Source organism: Halomonas sp. M20, assembly GCF_020622265.1.
Taxonomy (GTDB): Bacteria; Pseudomonadota; Gammaproteobacteria; order Pseudomonadales; family Halomonadaceae; genus Modicisalibacter.
In genome coordinates this window covers 443,146-460,916 of sequence record NZ_JACNMQ010000002.1, presented here as the reverse complement: position 1 = coordinate 460,916, position 17,771 = coordinate 443,146, and the positions used below count along the sequence as shown (strand labels likewise).

The 17,771-nt window shown below is 57.4% G+C and carries 15 protein-coding genes and 1 pseudogene; 11 read left to right on the top strand and 5 right to left on the bottom strand.

The genetic code is table 11. The features are described 5' to 3' along the window. Positions 1-30: 30 nt before the first annotated feature. Both H7850_RS07760 and H7850_RS07755 read right to left on the bottom strand, forming a co-directional pair. Entirely contained in the window at positions 31-1,485 is a 1,455-nt protein-coding gene (locus H7850_RS07760) for a PQQ-dependent sugar dehydrogenase (protein ID WP_227368951.1), read from the bottom strand. After that, positions 1,482-1,910, bottom strand: a complete 429-nt coding sequence (locus tag H7850_RS07755; RefSeq protein WP_227368950.1) for a DUF2231 domain-containing protein — start codon at positions 1,908-1,910, stop codon at positions 1,482-1,484. The genes H7850_RS07760 and H7850_RS07755 overlap by 4 nt, the downstream gene beginning before the upstream one ends. 331 nt (positions 1,911-2,241) lie before the next feature. On the opposite strand from H7850_RS07755, the gene H7850_RS07750 reads away from it, so the two are divergent. Continuing rightward, positions 2,242-3,540, top strand: a complete 1,299-nt coding sequence (locus H7850_RS07750) for an MFS transporter (RefSeq protein ID WP_227368949.1) — start codon at positions 2,242-2,244, stop codon at positions 3,538-3,540. Positions 3,541-3,597: 57 nt separating this feature from the next. Then, positions 3,598-5,331, top strand: a complete 1,734-nt coding sequence (locus H7850_RS07745) for a mechanosensitive ion channel family protein (RefSeq protein ID WP_227368948.1) — start codon at positions 3,598-3,600, stop codon at positions 5,329-5,331. 53 nt (positions 5,332-5,384) lie between these two features. Here the strand turns inward: H7850_RS07745 and H7850_RS07740 are convergent. Continuing rightward, positions 5,385-5,540, bottom strand: a pseudogene (locus H7850_RS07740) (LysR family transcriptional regulator); the annotation flags it as partial. A gap of 99 nt (positions 5,541-5,639) precedes the next feature. Between H7850_RS07740 and H7850_RS07735 the strand changes: the two are divergent. Next, positions 5,640-6,485, top strand: coding sequence for a PhzF family phenazine biosynthesis protein (locus tag H7850_RS07735; protein WP_227368947.1), 846 nt, complete (start codon positions 5,640-5,642; stop codon positions 6,483-6,485). 228 nt (positions 6,486-6,713) lie between these two features. On the opposite strand, the gene H7850_RS07730 is transcribed toward H7850_RS07735, so the two are convergent. Both H7850_RS07730 and H7850_RS07725 read right to left on the bottom strand, forming a co-directional pair. Further along, the gene (locus tag H7850_RS07730; protein ID WP_227368946.1) at positions 6,714-8,183 is read right to left on the bottom strand and encodes a UdgX family uracil-DNA binding protein; all 1,470 of its coding nucleotides are present in this window, start codon (positions 8,181-8,183) and stop codon (positions 6,714-6,716) included. 17 nt (positions 8,184-8,200) lie between these two features. After that, entirely contained in the window at positions 8,201-9,469 is a 1,269-nt protein-coding gene (locus H7850_RS07725; protein WP_227368945.1) for a putative DNA modification/repair radical SAM protein, read from the bottom strand. A gap of 228 nt (positions 9,470-9,697) precedes the next feature. Between H7850_RS07725 and yghU the strand changes: the two genes are divergently transcribed. The 8 genes from yghU to H7850_RS07685 all read left to right on the top strand — a co-directional run bounded on the left by yghU (position 9,698) and on the right by H7850_RS07685 (position 17,762). After that, positions 9,698-10,564, top strand: coding sequence for a glutathione-dependent disulfide-bond oxidoreductase (gene yghU, locus H7850_RS07720; protein WP_227368944.1), 867 nt, complete (start codon positions 9,698-9,700; stop codon positions 10,562-10,564). 122 nt (positions 10,565-10,686) lie between these two features. Beyond that, entirely contained in the window at positions 10,687-11,307 is a 621-nt protein-coding gene (locus H7850_RS07715; protein ID WP_227368943.1) for an NUDIX hydrolase, read from the top strand. 243 nt (positions 11,308-11,550) lie between these two features. Next, positions 11,551-12,822, top strand: a complete 1,272-nt coding sequence (locus H7850_RS07710; protein ID WP_227368942.1) for a dicarboxylate/amino acid:cation symporter — start codon at positions 11,551-11,553, stop codon at positions 12,820-12,822. 142 nt (positions 12,823-12,964) lie between these two features. Further along, complete coding sequence (locus H7850_RS07705; protein WP_227368941.1) at positions 12,965-13,876, top strand: prenyltransferase; 912 nt, start codon at positions 12,965-12,967, stop codon at positions 13,874-13,876. A 64-nt stretch (positions 13,877-13,940) separates the two neighbouring features. Next, positions 13,941-14,114, top strand: a complete 174-nt coding sequence (locus tag H7850_RS07700; RefSeq protein WP_227368940.1) for a hypothetical protein — start codon at positions 13,941-13,943, stop codon at positions 14,112-14,114. A 149-nt stretch (positions 14,115-14,263) separates the two neighbouring features. Then, positions 14,264-15,718 carry a catalase gene (locus tag H7850_RS07695; protein WP_227368939.1) on the top strand — a complete coding sequence of 485 codons (1,455 nt, stop codon included), beginning with the start codon at positions 14,264-14,266 and terminating at the stop codon, positions 15,716-15,718. A gap of 114 nt (positions 15,719-15,832) precedes the next feature. Next, positions 15,833-16,426 (top strand): GNAT family N-acetyltransferase, encoded by a 594-nt coding sequence (locus tag H7850_RS07690; protein WP_227368938.1) that lies wholly within the window; start codon positions 15,833-15,835, stop codon positions 16,424-16,426. A 49-nt stretch (positions 16,427-16,475) separates the two neighbouring features. Then, complete coding sequence (locus H7850_RS07685) at positions 16,476-17,762, top strand: alpha/beta hydrolase family protein (protein ID WP_227368937.1); 1,287 nt, start codon at positions 16,476-16,478, stop codon at positions 17,760-17,762. Positions 17,763-17,771: the final 9 nt, after the last annotated feature.

Genomic DNA, 17,771 nt, shown 5'->3' with positions numbered 1-17,771 from the left:
GCACTACCCGATCAAGAACTTACGTCTTCTTTAAGAGGATGTCCCAGGCTCATCCTCGGCTGCAGCGGGTTCATCTTCAGTGGTGGTGGATCCATCCTCGGATGTGGCGGGTTCGTTGTCAGCCGAGGCAGACCCACTCTCAGACGTGGCGGGCGCTTCTTGCGGCGAATTGGCGCCATCCCGCGTCACTCGCCAGACGATGTTGGAAAGATCGTCGGCGATAATCACGGCGCCGTCCGGGGCGACGGTCACGCCGACCGGGCGACCGCGCGTCTTGCTGTCTTCAGTAAGAAAGCCCGATACGAAGTCGACAGGGTCGCCGTCAGGTTGGCCGTTGCTGAAAGGCACGAAGACCACCTTGTAGCCGACGGGATTGGCGCGGTTCCAGCTGCCGTGCTCGCCGATGAATACGCCTTCCGCGAATTCATCGCCCACGGTGGGCATGGAAAAGTCGACGCCGAGCGGCGCTCGGTGTGAGCCGAGGCTGTAATCGGGTGAAATCGCCGATTCCACCTTCTCGGGTTTCTGCGGCCGCACCCGCGAATCGACGTTCTGCCCCCAGTAACTATAGGGCCAGCCGTAGAAGCCGCCTTCTTGCACGGAAGTGAGATAGTCGGGCACCAGGTTGGGCCCGAGTTCGTCGCGCTCGTTGACCACCGTCCAGAGTTGATCCGTATCCGGCTGAATGGTCAGCGCCGTGGGGTTACGCAGGCCGGTCGCATAAGGCTTGTGCGCGCCGGTCTCGGCATCGATCTGCCATATTTCGGCCCGGTCGACTTCCGCGGCCATACCGCGCTCGGTGATGTTGCTGTTGGAGCCGATGCCGACGTAGAGAAATTGTCCGTCTGCGCTGGCGGTGAGCGCCTTGGTCCAGTGGTGATTGATCTCGGAAGGTAGCTGCGTCACTACCTCGGGCGGGCCGCTGGCCTGGGTCTGGCCTTCCTCGTAATCGAATCGCACCAGCGCATCCTGATTGGCCACGAAAAGATCATTATCGATCAGGGCAAGTCCGTAAGGCGCGTTGAGGTTTTCGGCGAAAACCGTCTGGTCCTCATAGGTGCCGTCACCATCGCTGTCGCGCAGCAGCGTCAATCGGTCGCCACTCTCGACCGAGGTGGTCCCTTTGGCCATGATAATACCGGCAATGTAATCCTTCGGTCTTGGTTTAGGGGCCTTGCCACCGCCTTTACCTTCGGCCACCAGGATATCGCCGTTGGGCAGCACCAGTGTCTGGCGCGGTACCTTGAGGTCGGTGGCGATGGCGGTAATCGAATAGCCATCGGGCACCGTGGGTTTCTGGTCGCCCCATGGCGCGGGCTCGGGCACTGTCATGCTGGGCAACAGCCCGCGCTGCGGCTCGGGCAGCGTTGGGTTGGCGCCGTAGGGTTGTTCCACTTCGGCAGCGTTGGTTGCCCCGGCGATCAGGAATATCGAAATCAAGGATGTCGAGAGCGGAGCGGCGTAGCGAATGCTGGAAAACTTCATGACTTGCCTCCAACGCTGAGACGGGAGAAACCGAGCCAGGTCGCCACGCAAGCCAGCACGGCAACGATGATCGAAAGCACGAAGCCCGTGGGCATTACGCCCCAGGCATCCCGGGTATGAACCAGCACGTTGATGAAGCCGAGTATCCAGGTGGCTAACAGCAGAAAGAAGTAAACGAGGGAAAGCCGACGACGGCCATCGGCCCGAAACAGGCCAATAAATGCACATAGCAGCGCGAGGCCGTTGAACACGAGACCGCCGACAATCAGCCAGGACGCGAAGTGAGTCCACTGTATGTAATAAGTCGATGAGTAGGCATAGTCGCTCAACGCGGCGCCAAGGAAGAGCGGCAGGGTTCCGGCAAGCAATACCCCATGAAGCGGATGCAACCCGCTTCGATAGGATCGTTCGGCAGTGGCGATCACGGCAAGCTCCTTTTGCTGATTCCTTTTACTGATCAGACGAAGACACGCCTACCAGAGCGGCTCATGCCTTCTCCTGGCAGTGATCTCGCCTCCATTCGGCTGGAGTGTAGTCGACTCGTTAGGTCTTTAACAAGTTCGTGATTGGCGGGGTTTCCAGGGTGACCTATGATGTGGACAACAAGCCATCAGCCAGCGAAAAGCGCTCTATTAGGAGTAACAGGGCCAAGTGAAGAAGGCAGCCTGATTTAAATCGGCAGGCTAATGAGAAAGCCAGTACGGTTCACCAGATTCGATCCGTTCTGTCTACTATAAGGAGCAAACGCATCACACCATGCTTCAAAAACTAAGCGTCCTTTTGCTCCCAGTGAGGCCTCTGTTAGGTGGCACGGTCGCCTTCATGGCCGGCAATAGCCTGCTCGGTGTCATACTGCCGCTTCGTATGGAAGGAGCGGATTATCCGGTTGCACTGACCGGTGCCATCATGGCGGCTTATTATCTGGGGCTAGCCTTGGGCGGATTCAGGGCCAAACGGGTTATCCGCCGGATCGGACACATCCGCGCTTTCTCAACCTTCGCTGCACTGACGGCTGCTATTTGTCTTGTCTATTCGTTCTTTTTCAACCCGGCTGCCTGGGTAGTCTTGAGGATTGTTAACGGCTTTTGCATTGCCGGAATGACGACCTCGATCGAGAGTTGGCTCAACGATCGCAGCAACAACGAAACGCGCGGGCGCGTCCTCGGCTATTACATGCTAAGTTTCTATTTGGCTGTCGCCCTTGGCCAGACGCTGGTGAATGTCTCTCCTGTCGACACCAGTGATCCCTTCATGATTTCCGCCACGCTGATCGGGTTATCGCTTATCCCCATAGCGCTCACGAGTCTGCGCGAACCAGACCTCCGCGAACTTCGTGTTCTCGGCATCGCAAAATTATATGAAGCGTCGCGGATTGGCGTAATCGGCGCTGGCGTTGGGGGGATACTTACTGGCTCCTTTTACGCCCTGGGCGTCGTCTTTGCCCGTCAAATCGGATTGAGCGTAACCGAGGCCGCCTTGTTTATGAGTGTCGTGGTGCTTGGTGGTCTCGGGTTTCAGGTGCCTATCGGCATATTGGCTGATAAGTTCGACCGAAGAGTTGTCATGTCCTGCATTCTTATCGCGGTTGGAACATCATGGGGGCTTTTGTCCAATTCGATCGCCAACGGAGTTCCCTTGGTCGTCTTAATGGTAATGGCATTGGCATTTGGCGGGGCCATCAGTAGTGTCTATCCGCTTTGTGTCGCGCAAACCTTCGATCGGTTGGACCGCAAATACTATGTCGCGGCGTCAGGGCGTTTGCTGATGGTCTACTCGATAGGCGCGGCGATCGGCCCATTGCTCGCTTCAACGCTCATGTCGATCCACGGGCCTTATTCTTTTTTCCTGTTCGAATCCGCCGTGGCAATAACGTATGCGATATTCGTGCTATTCAATGTCAAAATTGGGTCCAGGCTACCTGTCGATAGTCGGGAGAAATTCGTACCCTTGCCTGATATATCATCGGAGGCAATGAAGCTTGATCCGCGAACCGAACCGGACATTACAAGGCCGAAGGCTGAACCGGAACCTTCGGCAAAAAATTCGGATAGCTGATAGCGATCCGGTGGTAAGTGGAATACAGGGATGGCCCACTGAATTGGTAAAGTACGTATGAAGAAAAATGGCTTATGGCGATTGTGGCTGGTGGCTGCAGCGGTATTTATATTTTCCGGCTTGTGCATGGCGCAAACCCAAAACGAGGGGGGCGAGGAGACGCGCTGGTTCTCCGTGGATTCGCTGAATGCGGGGTTGGACGAGGCTCCCGAAGACGTCAAGCGAACGACACCAAGGGAGTCAGTCCGAAGTTTTCTGGAGCTAACCAAAAACGGGGAGCTTGTGAAGGCGGCCCACCTTCTCAATCTTTCCGAGCTTTCCCCAGCAGAGCAGCGAAAGCGAGGGGGCCAGTTAGCCAGGCAGCTGGCCGAGGTTCTCAAGCGTGGCGAGTGGCTCAAGGTTTCAAGCCTCCCGGGGCGTCAGGATGCCGCCATCGAGGATCCTGCGGGTCAGCATCCCCAAACAGGCGTACCACGTCGAAATCTAAAGCTGGCATCGCTCACGGCCGAAGGCGAAACCTATGATATTCGTCTAGGTAGGTATCGAGTGGACAATGAGGAGCCTGTCTGGTTGATCATGCCGGAGAGTGTTTCTTCGGTTCCTTTGCTTTATGAAGAATACGGCCCCTCCTTGTTCGAGGAGTATATCCCGGAGCGCTTCAATACCTCGTTAGGCGTTCTCAAGATTTGGGAATGGATAGCCATTCCGATCTTTCTGCTGGCAGTTGGCTTGATAGGGTTGGGCACTCACTACCTGGTCGGGTTGATGGCACGCTGGTTGCCTTCTGGTTCACCCTCCATCTTCGTCGAGCAAATTCGGATACCCATGCTGCTCATCGTCATGTCGCTGGTGACCCAGGCGGTGCTCGACTATGCGGTATCCTTCTCTGCCGTGGCCACGACTACCTTTCGCGTGTTGCTGATAGCCGTTCTTGCTTGGGGAGGGGGGGCGATCGCGCTTCGTCTCGTCGATACCCTCATGCTGAGAATGACCCGGCGGCTCGTGGAGCAGGATGGCGCTCCCAGATCCCGGGAAGATCGCAGGCTGCTGACGTCGCTCTACGCGTTGCGTCGGCTCATCATCCTGATCACGGTTACCGTTGTTTCGATCTATGTGTTGAGTAAGATCGAACTTTTCGAGACGATGGGTCTGTCTCTCCTGGCATCCGCCAGTGTCCTGACGGTGCTGGTGGGCATTGCAGGCCAGGCCGTACTCGGCAACATCCTCTCTTCGTTTCAGCTGTCGATAGCCAAGTCCATACGCATCGGTGACCTGATCATGTTTGAAGGTCAATGGTGTTATGTAGAAGGCATCTTTTATACGTTCATTCGCTTGCGTGTCTGGAATGAACGGCGCTTGATCGTGCCTGTCACGTACTTCGTCTCCAGGTCCTTCGAGAACTTGTCGGTCAAGAGTACGGTGGAGTACAGAAGCCTGGAAATGACACTTCACTTGAACGCCGATGTCCAATGCCTTAGAGAAAAGTTCTTTGAGTATGCAAAAGAGGAAGAGAATGTCATCCAACATCACAAGCTTTCGTGTTATGTGACGGGGCAAACCGAGATGGCCCAGACGATCGTGTTCTATCTCATGACCTCGGACGCTTATTCTGGCTGGATTGCCGAAATGAACGTTCGGGAGAAGTTGATGGCCTTTATTCGGGATAATCACCCCGAGTGGTGGCCAAGAGGCGTGATGGTTCTAAGCCAGCAGGATATCGCTCTCGGCGAAAGACCTAAACACCCACCCGGTAACGGTGCCGACAGCCCCGATGAAGGCCATCTGCGATAATAGAGCGGTAGGAGCGGTTGTCCGACTGATGGAGGATAGCGCGACTTCCCCTCGAATAACCGGACGCCGATGCTTTCCTCAAGTGTCTTGATGCGGTGACTGACAGCGGCGGCGGTAACGTGTAATTCATTGGCGGCAGCGCTGAAGCTGCTCAAGTGTGCGGCTGCCTCGAAAGTGCGCAGTGCGGGTAATGGGACTCGTAAAGACATGGCTTACTCCAGCTAAGCCCGAGGCCGAAAACGATATGTTTTTATTACACCTACCAAGGCCAGAATGCGAGTCACGGTTCAACGATCAGGAGAACACTCATGACTGGCATCCTCTATCGACTTTCCGCTTTCACTCATGACCCTCGGGGCGGCAATCCTGCCGGTGTCTGGTTGGGTGAAACGCTACCCGATGCTTCTACCATGCAACGTATTGCTGCAGAAGTTGGCTATTCCGAGACGGCGTTTATCGCGCCGCTCCAAGGCAAGACACGTAGTGTGCGTTATTACAGCCCCCAGGCCGAGGTGAGCTTCTGCGGTCATGCCACCGTGGCGAGTGGTGTAGTGCTAGGGCGCTTGAGCGGGGCGGGCTCCTATGAATTGAATACCGCGGTGGGCATGGTGCCGGTGATAGTACGTCAGACAGATGATGGCTGGCAGGCGTCGTTGATATCGGTGACGCCTGACTATCAAATCGCCTCGCCGGCCTTGATCGAGGAAGTATTGGCAATTCTCGGCTGGCAGTCCCCGGAGCTCGATACCGAGCTGCCGCCGGCCAAAGCCTATGCCGGAGCTTGGCATTTGGTGCTGGCGACAGCATCAAAAGCAAGACTTGAACGGCTGGACTACGACTTCGAAACGCTCAAGGCGCTAATGCTGCGAGAAAATCTGACCACGCTTCAGCTCATCTGGCGTGAGTCGACGTCGTGTTTTCATGCGCGTAATCCCTTCCCGGTGGGTGGCGTGGTGGAAGATCCGGCCACCGGTGCTGCGGCCGCGGCATTAGGCGGTTATCTACGGGAGGCAGGATTGATCAAGGCGCCTGCCAAGCTGACGGTGCATCAAGGCGTGATCATGGGGCGACCTAGCCTGCTGGAGGTCGAGATACCAAGTCATGGCGGCATACAGGTCACAGGCATGGCAGTGGATATAGCGGAGCCGGCGTAGGGTCATAAGTCATGAACAGAGGAATCGGTCGGGCTGGTGAAAACACTGGTCTGCCGTTATTGCATACAGAGCAAGACGAATTTGCTTGATTTTGATCAGCCGCCTTCATGAAAGGAGGTTGAGCTTTGTGAAATTAAAACTTCGATAAAAATTTGAAGGCAGTCGGGAATATTTAATTGGTGATCTTGGTCTCTACGGCTCACCGGGTGAACCAAGACTAGAAGCGCATCACCGGATATCCAGCGAATTCAGTTGCCCAGCGGCTACCTGCAAATCAGCCACAAAGCGCTGGAATTCCTGAGGGCTTTCGCCGCGGCGCAATAAGTAGGCTGGGTGTACGGTGACCAGGTAGTGACGACCCTGCAGTGCAAAAAGTTTGCCCCTGTCCCGGGTGACTCGTACATATGTGCCTAGCTGCGCCTGCGCGGCGGTCACACCCAGGCAGATGATGATACTCGGCTGTACTTGTTCGATCTCTGCTGCCAACCACGGAGCGCAGGCATTGATCTCTTCCTCTTGAGGGGGCTCATGCAGGCGGCGCCTGCCCTTGGCGCGAAACTTGAAATGCTTGACGGTATTGGTGATATACAGCTCTTGGCGGCGCAGACCCGCAGCGGCCAGCGCACGGTTCAGCAATTCCCCTGCCGGGCCGACGAAAGGCTTGCCGGCAAGATCTTCGTTGTCCCCGGGTTGCTCGCCGATCAGCATGATCCTGGCCGGCACTGGCCCTTCGCCAAAAACGGTTTGGGTTGCGGGCTGCCATAAACTGCAGTTGCGACAGTTGTGTGCCGCTAGCGCCAACTGCTGAATTGATCCTGATTCGCTTTGCTGTATCGCTTCATTCAGCACTTGCGCGGGTGCGGCAGGGCGCGGGCCGCAATGAAGACGCTCTGAGGATTTAGCGTCACTTGCCATGATCGCTACCCGTTTGTCGGCATCTCGAATCAGCTCGGGTATAAGCCGGGACTCCGGCAAGTTCTTCCAATACTTTTGCGGCATTTCCGCCATCATGGCCTGAATTTTCACTCGGGCTGGATTGAATATACTGCGGTAATAACAGCGCCACGTATCTTCCACGGCGTCGTCAGCGGGTGCCGATGCCTTGTCGGCCCCTTCGCTGAACCAGACCTCGCCGCTACCTTCCCAATGCGCACAGCAGTCGGGCGTCAAGATTGACCAGCACATATTGGCGAATCGACGCTGAAAAAAACCGGCTGCGTATTCGACGATGTAATGATCCGGCTCGAACCAGGCGATGTAGCGCTGATCGCCGTCTGCAATATCGACGGCACGAAAGCGCACGAATGCTTTCATTTTGTGCACGTCGCGACTCACTGCCTTGGCATAGTTCCGTAGCTGTATAACGTGCCGGTCGCCAGCGAGCTGCATGAGATGCTTCTCGCCATGGGTCAAACGCCACAGTAGCTGGTACAGCAGCGCCCAGCGGTCATCGCTACGATAGCAACTGGCAGCGCTTGCCTGGGTGAGGAAGGATTTGGGCACGCGGATTGCAGTAACGCTCGAAGATGCAGTAGCGCGTTTTTGTGTGTTGTCGGGCTGCCACAAAACCCGTTGCGGCGGCACCTCATCCATCAGCAATTGCCGCGCCCGCTGTTGCCAGCTTGAAAAGTCTGGATGGATGCGCACCGCTGTGAGGGCATTCGTGTCCGTGTCATCGAATAGCGATCTTTGCGTCATGCCGGTACAGGCCTGCGTTACAGCAGCGGTAGCTGCTGCGCGGGTGGGGTATAGCGTGCGCGCAGCTTATCGCTGTCAAGCTCAATAAGGGATGGATGATGATTGGCACAAACGATAAATGGCATCGCCTTCTTCACGCCGGCGCGCATGGCGACGAGGTCTTCCAGTCGAACTTTCTGGAACCTTCGAACTTGCAGTATTCGGTCGACGCTTTTGACGCCCAGACCAGGGATGCGCAACAGCCGGGTGCGGGAATCGCGATTCACATCGACCGGAAAGAAGTCACGATGGGCGAGGGCCCAACCTAACTTGGGGTCGACCGCTAAAGAAAGCATGCCAGGCGTCATCCCCGGGTCCGGAGACTGCGTGATTTCGTCGGCCGCGTAGCCGTAAAAGCGCATCAACCAGTCGGCTTGATACAGTCGATGCTCCCGTAGCAACGGGGGTTGTTGAGCGGGCAATCGCATTGATGCATCCGGGATGGGACTGAAAGCGGAATAATAGACCCGACGAAGCGCGTATCCGGCATACAGCGCTGACGAAGTTTGCAGAATTTGCGCGTCAGTGGAGGGTTCCGCGCCGACTATGATCTGTGTTGACTGCCCGGCGGGAGCGAAAGCCGACGGCTTGCCTTTGCCGGAACGACGCGGTTGCCGGCGATAGGCTTCCTGGTCGGCGGCAGACTCTTCGCGACGTGATCGAATACGCGCCATCGACAGTTTGATGGTGCGCTGGTCCTTTTCCGGTGCCAGCTCTGTCAGCGCCTGTTGCGTGGGCAGTTCGATATTGATGCTGAGCCGGTCCGCATAGCGGCCCGCCGCTGCCAGCAATTCACCATCTGCCTCGGGAATCGTCTTGAGATGAATATAGCCGCGAAAGTCATGGGTTTCGCGTAGCTCGCGCGCCACGGCAACCAGCTGTTCCATGGTGTAATCCGCATTGCGGATGATGCCGGAGCTCAAAAACAACCCTTCAATATAGTTGCGCTTGTAGAAATCCAGGGTCAGGTTCACGACTTCATCGACGGTAAACCGCGCGCGTCGCACATTGGAAGAATTTCGATTGACGCAGTAGCTGCACTCGTAGATGCAGAAATTCGTGAACAGAACTTTTAACAGAGAGATGCAGCGGCCGTCCGGGGCATAAGAATGGCAAATACCCATACCCTCGGTAGAGCCCACACCGCGGCCCTTCGTCGAGTTCTTGGCCTGCGAACCACTCGAGGCGCATGACGCGTCGTATTTGGCTGCATCGGCCAGAATGGCAAGTTTATCGATTAGCTTCATACTGGTTTATTATACAGTATATTTTGCGATGAACCACCTGACAAACGTCTTAACTTCCCGCCAGACCACCCCTCACTGTTACCCCAGCCGGTTGCTCGAAAGCTGCATGCTCATCGTGCACGAGCACCGTGGCGGCGGCCGGAGATAAAGTTAGCTTTGAAACAGAAACTTTAACCGACTATGGTTTGTCGCAGAGTGACGCCATTACATTGTCATCAAGGAGTCTGCATGAGCCAGGAAAACGAATATACGCCGCCGAAAGTCTGGACCTGGGAAAAAGAGAGCGGCGGCAAGTTCGCCAGTACCAACCGCCCCGTGGCCGGGCCGACCCACGACAAGGAGCTGCCCGTCGGCAAACATCCGTTCCAGCTTTATTCCCTGGCAACCCCCAATGGGGTGAAGGCCGGGGTGATGTTCGAGGAGCTGCTGGCCTTGGGGCACAAGGATGCGGAGTACGATGCCTGGCTGATCGATATCGGTGAAGGCGATCAGTTCGGCAGCGGCTTCGTTGAGGTCAATCCCAACTCCAAGATCCCGGCACTGATGGATCACACCACGACACCGCCGACCCGGGTGTTCGAATCGGGGTCGATCTTGTTGTATCTCGCGGAGAAGTTCGGTGTCTTTCTGCCCAGGGATCACGCGACCCGCACGGAAACGATGAACTGGCTGTTCTGGCAGATGGGCAGCGCACCGTACCTGGGCGGCGGTTTCGGGCATTTCTACAGCTATGCGCCGGTGAATATCGAGTACGCCATCGACCGCTACACCATGGAGGTCAAGCGTCAGCTCGATGTGCTCGATCGGCGTCTGGCCGAGACGCGCTATCTGGCCGGGGATGAGTACAGCATCGCTGATATCGCCAACTGGAGCTGGTACGGTCAGCTGGTGTTGGGAGAGGCCTATGATGCCGCCGAGTTCCTGCAGGTACAGGAATACGAGAACGTGCAGCGCTGGGCCAAAGAGATCGCTGGCCGCCCGGCGGTGAAGCGCGGGCGCATGGTCAATCGCACCTCCGGCGAGCCCGAGACGCAGCTGCACGAGCGCCACGATGCCAGCGACTTCGAGCACAAGACCCAGTACAAGCGCGGTTAGGGTTGCTGCGCATGGCGCTCAAAAAATGAAACTCGCTGAACTCGATGAACAGGGCGCCGCCATGCCATTGGCGGCGCTTGCATGAGATACCCTCCCATACCGTTTACCGCAGGCCGCACGTAATGAGTCAGGACTGGATCGCCTTTGCCAAGCAGCTTCGCTCCATCGCCCAGACCGGGCAAACCTACACCACCAATAAATACGAACTCGAGCGTTACCAGCAGCTTGAAGTGCTGACCAATCAGATGTTCGCGGTGCTGGGGGATGTGCCGATCGAGAAAGTGGAGGGCTTCTTCATTCCCGATGCGGGCTATGCCACCCCCAAGGTGGATGTGCGCGGGGCGGTCTTCGTCGACAATCGGGTGCTGCTGGTACGCGAGATCAAGGATGGCCGCTGGACTCTGCCCGGGGGCTGGGCGGACGTGAACGAAGGGCCCTCATCCTGCGTGTTGCGGGAGATTCTCGAAGAGTCCGGGCGTCATGCCAGCAACCCGCGCCTGGCAATGCTCAAGGATCGCAGCCTGCACCCTTACACGCCAGTATCCCCGGATCATCTCTACAAGCTGTTCTACGTCTGCGATCATGATGGGGGCGAGTTCGTGTCCAACAATGAAACCGACGCCGCGGATTTCTTTGCCATCGACGATCTGCCGCCGCTTTCCGAGGGCCGTACTTTGCCGGAAGACATTCATCAGTGCCGGGCGTTTCTGGAAGCCGGCGCCTCCGGCAGCTACAGCGACTGATGAGGTCGGCTTTTGATCGGCTACTGCACGCAGACTGGAGTAGGGCACCGAACAAGCGCTAGCGACGAAGATCCGTTTGATGCCATGCTGGCGCTTGATAAACCGGAGGGCTGACGGCATTTACCCTCTTCTGCATATCCATCACAATCGGCGCCATCATGGACGAGGAACCCGCATCATGGCTTCAGTACACGTTTCGCTTTTTATAGCATTACCTGCACCGACCCACGCGGGCCTCGGCCAATGAAGAAACTGCTGCGTATCTATTTCGATGCCTCGCTGATTCTTCGGGTCACCATTGCGCTGGTGCTCGGGGTAATCGTTGGACTGCTGGGTGGACAGGCCGCCGCGGATTGGTTGGCGCCTTTTGGCGATCTGCTGCTGCGGTTGCTGAAGTTCCTCATCGTACCGATCGTACTGTTCACCCTCATGGTGGGCATCAATCAGGCGAAGCTGGGCAGCATGGGGCGCATGGGCCGCAAACTGTTCGGCTATTATGTGGCCACCTCCGCGCTTGCGATCATCGTCGGGCTTTCCGTCGCGACCCTGTTCGAGCCGGGTAGTGGCTTGACCCTGGATGAAAGTGCCCAGATAGATGTGCCGGACAATCCCGGAGTGGCGCAGGTGTTGCTGGGCATCGTGCCGGACAACATCTTCTCGGCTTTTACCGAAGTAAACCTTCTGGGCATCATCTTCACGGCCTTCGTCTTCGGTATTGCACTGCTCAAGCTGCGCGCCTCCAAGAGCCACGGCGAGCTTGGCGAGCATCTTTATCGCACCATCGAAGGGCTCAATGAAATCACCCTGAAGGTCATGGCCGGCGTGCTGCAGTACGTGCCCATCGGGGTTTTCGCCATTGTCGCCGAGACCGTGGGCAAGCAGGGGATGGACACGATTCTCTCCCTGGGCAATATGGTGCTGGTGCTCTATATCGCCCTGGCAGTTCAGTTCGTCATCTATTGTTTGTTGATGCGAGGGTTCGGTGTGCGGTTACGCGGCTTTTTTCGTGAGGCGCGCACCCCCATGGCCACGGCCTTTGCTACCCAAAGCAGCACCGGCACGCTGCCGCTGACCTTGAACGCTGCCCAACGGTTGAACATACCTCGCAGCCTGTACGGGTTCAGCCTACCCCTGGGGGCCACCATCAACATGGACGGAGCGGCCATCCGCATCGCGATCTCCGCGGTCTTTGCGGCGAACGTGGTGGGGGTGCCGCTGAGTCTGATGAACATGATCGAGATCGTGCTGATCGGTACGCTCACTTCCATCGGCACCGCCGGCGTGCCCGGCGCCGGCATCGTCATGATCGCCACGGTCTTCGCCCAGGTGGGGTTGCCTATCGAAACCGTGGCGCTTCTGACCTCCATCGACGCTCTGGTCGGCATGGGGGCCACCGGGCTCAACGTCACCGGCGACCTTGTCGGCTCGTCCATCATTGCCCGCACTGAACGCAAGCGGGGGGCGATTGCTGATGCCGAGGAAGGCGAGAAAGCCGAGGTGGAATCGAGCGTCTAGTTTTCCACTGAATGACGATCAGTTGATGAACGCGATCCAGGACCGCCGATCGCCAGCCAGCTACGACATATCAGCTTTTCATTGATGGCTATTGCCAGTCGATGACAAGCTGATGCCACTTGTCATACTGAGTAGAACGTTCATGTCATCCCTCATGTCGTCATTATCGATTGCCGCGGTAACCCGCGCGACGCGTCCGAGCTTTCTGATATTGGCGCCGCTGTGTGTGTTGCTGGGAGCAAGTCTTGCGGCCAATCAGCCCATCACCCTCCACGGCCTCGACGTTGCATTGGTACTGCTCGGTGGACTGCTGGCCCACGCCGGAGTCAATCTTCTTAACGAATACGACGACTTTCGCTCTGGGCTCGATCTCATCACGCGGCGTACCCCGTTTTCCGGCGGTAGCGGCGCCTTGCCGGAGCATCCGTCTGCGGCCCCCCAGGTGTTGATGGCGGCACTTGCCATGCTTGTCGGCCTAGTGGCGATCGGGGTGTATTTTCTATGGCTGCGTGGCTGGCCGATACTCATTATCGGCGTCAGCGGCGTGTTCCTGATAATCGCCTATACCCGCTGGCTGACCCGTTCGCCGCTAGGGTGTCTGCTGGCGCCGGGGCTGGGTTTCGGGCCGATCATGGTGCTGGGCACCCTGATTGCCCTTGGCGGGCGCGTCGACGAAACGGCGCTGATCGGGGCAGCGGTGACACTATTGCTGGTCAGCGAGCTTTTGTTGATCAATCAATTTCCCGACGTGGAGGCGGATCGGCGCATTGGTCGTCGCCATTTGCCTATCGTGGTGGGCTTGCCCATCGCCTCGCGCTGGGTGGCGGGGCTGCTGCTCGGCGCTTTCGCGCTGATTGCCCTGGGGCGGCTGTACGACCTGCTGCCGGTGAATACCTGGCTGGCTTTCCTGGCGTTTCCCGCCGCGCTGTGGATTGCCTTGCGGTTGCCAAAGGCACTGAAGAACGAAGAGTCCTTGCAGAAAATCATGGGTGTCAATGTAGCCACCCTGCTGACGACATTGCTGCTGCTGGCGGTGGGCGTGTGGTTGGCATAAAGAAGGCATGTAAACGGGCTGGGCGAGGTTGCCGGTTTTTTGCGTGGCGCAATGAAAACTTCCGATGGATAGGATAAGCCTGGCCTATAAAGCTATCTCTGATGCCGTGGGTTTGTCACGCCAGCAGGCTTGCCAGCTGGGGCCTGCAGGCAATTTCAGCCTGTTCATGCTCGATGAATTCACCACGTCAATATTTCGCGCAGTGGTGCCTGCGACTTTCGATCCGCTAGACACTTAGGCTGTTTTCCCCTTACATGTATAAATGACCAAAGGCATGGGCCATCGAGTTCAGCTGACGGCGTCAACAAGCTGAACGGATGGACATGATTGTTAGCGATAGAGTGAACGTGGCCTTCGTTGTCACGTGCATATCAAGGAGATGATTTTATGGCAAATGACAATCGCAAGCCCACCACCACGGATGCCGGTATTCCGGTTTCGAGCGACGAGCACTCACTGACCGTTGGCCCGGATGGCCCCATCGTGCTGCACGATCACTATCTCATCGAGCAGATGGCGCAGTTCAATCGTGAGCGTATTCCTGAGCGTCAGCCCCATGCCAAGGGCAGCGGTGCCTTTGGTCGATTCGAGGTAACCGAGGACGTCAGCCAGTACACCAAGGCGGCGGTGTTCCAGCCGGGCACCAAGACCGACATGCTGGCGCGTTTCTCTACAGTAGCCGGTGAACGCGGCAGCCCGGATACCTGGCGCGATCCGCGCGGCTTTTCGCTGAAGTTCTATACAAGCGAAGGCAACTACGACATGGTGGGGAATAACACGCCCGTCTTCTTCATTCGTGATCCTTTGAAGTTTCAGCATTTCATTCGCTCCCAGAAGCGGCGTGCCGACAGCAATCTGCGCGACCACGACATGCAGTGGGACTTCTGGACCCTATCGCCGGAGTCTGCCCACCAGGTCACCTGGCTGATGGGAGATCGCGGTATTCCCAAGAGCTGGCGCCACATGAACGGCTACACCAGCCACACTTATATGTGGGTGAATGCCCAAGGCGAGCGCTTCTGGGTCAAGTATCACTTCAAGACCGACCAGGGCATCGAGTGCCTGACACAGGAAGAGGCGGATCGGCTGGCCGGCGAGGACGGCGACTACCACATGCGGGATCTGTTCGGAGCAATTGCGGATGGCAATTATCCGAGCTGGACCATGCAGGTGCAGATCATGCCGTTTGAGGAGGCCAAGACCTATCGGCTCAACCCCTTCGATCTGACCAAGGTCTGGCCCCACGATGACTATCCGCTGATCACGGTCGGCAAGATGACCTTGGATCGCAACCCCACGGATAACCACGCCGAGATCGAGCAGGCCGCCTTCGAACCCAACAGTCTGGTACCGGGTATCGGGCTGTCGCCGGACAAGATGCTGTTGGCCCGCGGCTTCTCCTATGCCGACGCTCACCGTGCGCGTCTGGGGGCCAACTACAAGCAGATTCCGGTGAATGCGCCCGTCGCCCCGGTACACAGTTACTCCAAGGATGGTGAGATGCGCATCAACAAGGTCTCCGACCCTGTCTACGCGCCCAACAGCAAAGGCGGCCCGGCTGCCGACCCGGAACGTTACCCGGAAGACACCACCTGGTATGCGGATGGCGAAATGGTACGTGCCGCCTATACCTTGCGCGAGGACGACGATGATTTTGGCCAGGCCAATCAGCTTGTCAACAAGGTGATGGACGATGCCGCCCGCGAGCGGCTGGTCAACAACGTGGCGGGTCATATCAAGGATGGTGTGAAAGAGCCCGTGCTCTCCCGCGTATTCGAATACTGGAAGAATATCGACAAGGATATCGGTGAGCGCATCGAGAAAGCCGTGAAGGAAGGCTGATCGCGTTTCACTCGGGCAAGCCTCAGGCCTGTTCACCGCAAGGTGAGCGGGCCTTTTTGTTGCTAGTGTTTGTTGAGAATCCGAAGTAAGCCCGAAGTTTGAGAGGAAGAGCGAGTGAAAGACACGTTGCGCACACGGGTCGTGAAGGGAAATGAGCTGGCGCCCTGGTTGACGGCGGTCGCGGATCTGCGCATAAGCGTGTTTCGCGATTTTCCTTATCTCTATGACGGCTCCCGGGATTACGAACAGATTTATCTTCGCACCTATACCGAAACCGATACCTCGATCTGCGTGCTGGCGCTGGACGGTGAGCGCGTGGTGGGCGCCTCCACGGGGCTTGCGATGGTGGATGAGACCGAAGAATTTCGTCAGCCTCTGGTCGATGCCGGCTGGGATATCGAATCGATCTTTTACTGTGCCGAATCCACGCTATTGCCCGAGTACCGCGGGCGAGGGCTGTACCGGGCCTTTTTCGACGAGCGTGAGGCTCATGCGCGTCGTCTTGGTAAACGGATAAGTGTCTTTTGTGCGGTGCAGCGCCCGGAGGATCATCCATTGCGACCGGTAGGTTATCAGCCGTTGGACAGTATTTGGCGGTATTTTGGTTATCGCCCGATACCCGATACGATGGCCACCTTTCACTGGAAAGACATCGATCAAACCCAGGAAACCGGCAAGCAACTGCTGTTTTACCAAAAGGCACTGTAGTCCTTATAAATCGGATCAATGAGCTGCAGTAGCGAAGGAGCGCTTCACCATGGAAATTGACGACTATCGTCTTGTGGGACTGCACGTCACCGACCGTTGCCTGGAGGTGCCGCTGGACTGGATGCATCCGGATGATGGCAGAACGATCTCCGTCTTCTTTCGGGAGGTGTGTGGTCCGGCGCAAAAAGAGGCTCAGCTTCCGCTGCTGGTGTTTCTTCAAGGCGGGCCTGGGGGAAAATCTCCCAGGCCGACATCGAGCGGCCCCGGCTGGTTATTGGACGCCGTAAAGAAGTATCGCGTCATACTGCCGGATCAGCGCGGCACCGGTCGAAGCAGTCGAATTACCGGTGCAACCATGAACGCGATGAAGGATGCCCAGGCGGCCGCGGACTATCTTGCTCACTTCGATGCCCACGCCATCGTCGCGGATCTGGAGCACATCAGGAAAAATGCCTATCAGGGCGCGTGCTGGGAAACCCTAGGGCAAAGCTACGGCGGCTTTCTGACCCTGAGCTATCTTTCCCATGCGCCGGAAGGCCTGGTGAAATGCTATATCGCCGGGGGACTACCGAGCCTTTCCCCCAACCCGGACGAGGTCTATCAACGCACCTACGCTCAGGTTGCAAAGAAGATGCGGGCCTACTACGCGCGCTTTCCCCAGGACGCGCAAAAGCTCAACGCTATCGCTGATTATATTCAAGTCCATCAGCCTCGTTTACCCAACGGGGACGTCCTCACCGTCCGTCGTTTCCAGTCCCTTGGGCTCATGATCGGCATGGGGAATGGGGCGGAGCGGCTGCACTGGCTGATCGAAGAGGCTTTCGTCGATGAGCGACAAAGTGCATTGAACCATCACTTCTTGCTGGAGGTGATGGTACTGACGGGCTTTGATGAGAACCCGCTGTTTGCCGCTCTGCACGAGAATATTTACGCCTCGCCGAATGCACACGGCGCCTGGGCCGCCGAGCGCGAGCGACAGCAACACCCTGAGTTTGCCGAAGATCATCGTCCGCTCTATCTCACCGGCGAAATGATCTATCCCTGGATGTTCGAGGAGATAAGCGTGCTAAGGCCTTTCAAGGAAGCGGTCGAGGTGCTTGCCCACAAGCCGCTGCCTAGGCCTTTTTATGATCCGGCGCGGTTGGCTAACAATAGTGTGCCGGTAGCCGCCGTCATCTACTTCGATGACATGTACGTGGATGTAGAGCTGTCGCTGCAAACCGCCGAAGCGGTCGAGAACCTGACCTATTGGCTCACCAACGAGTTCGAGCACGACGGCCTGCGCCAGGATTCAAAGGTCTTCGAGAAGCTGCAGTCTCTTGTGCAGGATCGATGATTTTGGCCG

Coding starts and splice junctions, on each gene's coding strand:
- H7850_RS07760 (WP_227368951.1), bottom strand. CDS start 1,485: ATGAAGTTTTCCAGCATTCGCTACGCCGCTCCGCTCTCGACATCCTTG.
- H7850_RS07750 (WP_227368949.1), top strand. CDS start 2,242: ATGCTTCAAAAACTAAGCGTCCTTTTGCTCCCAGTGAGGCCTCTGTTA.
- H7850_RS07745 (WP_227368948.1), top strand. CDS start 3,598: ATGAAGAAAAATGGCTTATGGCGATTGTGGCTGGTGGCTGCAGCGGTA.
- H7850_RS07735 (WP_227368947.1), top strand. CDS start 5,640: ATGACTGGCATCCTCTATCGACTTTCCGCTTTCACTCATGACCCTCGG.
- H7850_RS07730 (WP_227368946.1), bottom strand. CDS start 8,183: ATGACGCAAAGATCGCTATTCGATGACACGGACACGAATGCCCTCACA.
- H7850_RS07725 (WP_227368945.1), bottom strand. CDS start 9,469: ATGAAGCTAATCGATAAACTTGCCATTCTGGCCGATGCAGCCAAATAC.
- yghU (WP_227368944.1), top strand. CDS start 9,698: ATGAGCCAGGAAAACGAATATACGCCGCCGAAAGTCTGGACCTGGGAA.
- H7850_RS07715 (WP_227368943.1), top strand. CDS start 10,687: ATGAGTCAGGACTGGATCGCCTTTGCCAAGCAGCTTCGCTCCATCGCC.
- H7850_RS07710 (WP_227368942.1), top strand. CDS start 11,551: ATGAAGAAACTGCTGCGTATCTATTTCGATGCCTCGCTGATTCTTCGG.
- H7850_RS07705 (WP_227368941.1), top strand. CDS start 12,965: ATGTCATCCCTCATGTCGTCATTATCGATTGCCGCGGTAACCCGCGCG.
- H7850_RS07700 (WP_227368940.1), top strand. CDS start 13,941: ATGGATAGGATAAGCCTGGCCTATAAAGCTATCTCTGATGCCGTGGGT.
- H7850_RS07695 (WP_227368939.1), top strand. CDS start 14,264: ATGGCAAATGACAATCGCAAGCCCACCACCACGGATGCCGGTATTCCG.
- H7850_RS07685 (WP_227368937.1), top strand. CDS start 16,476: ATGGAAATTGACGACTATCGTCTTGTGGGACTGCACGTCACCGACCGT.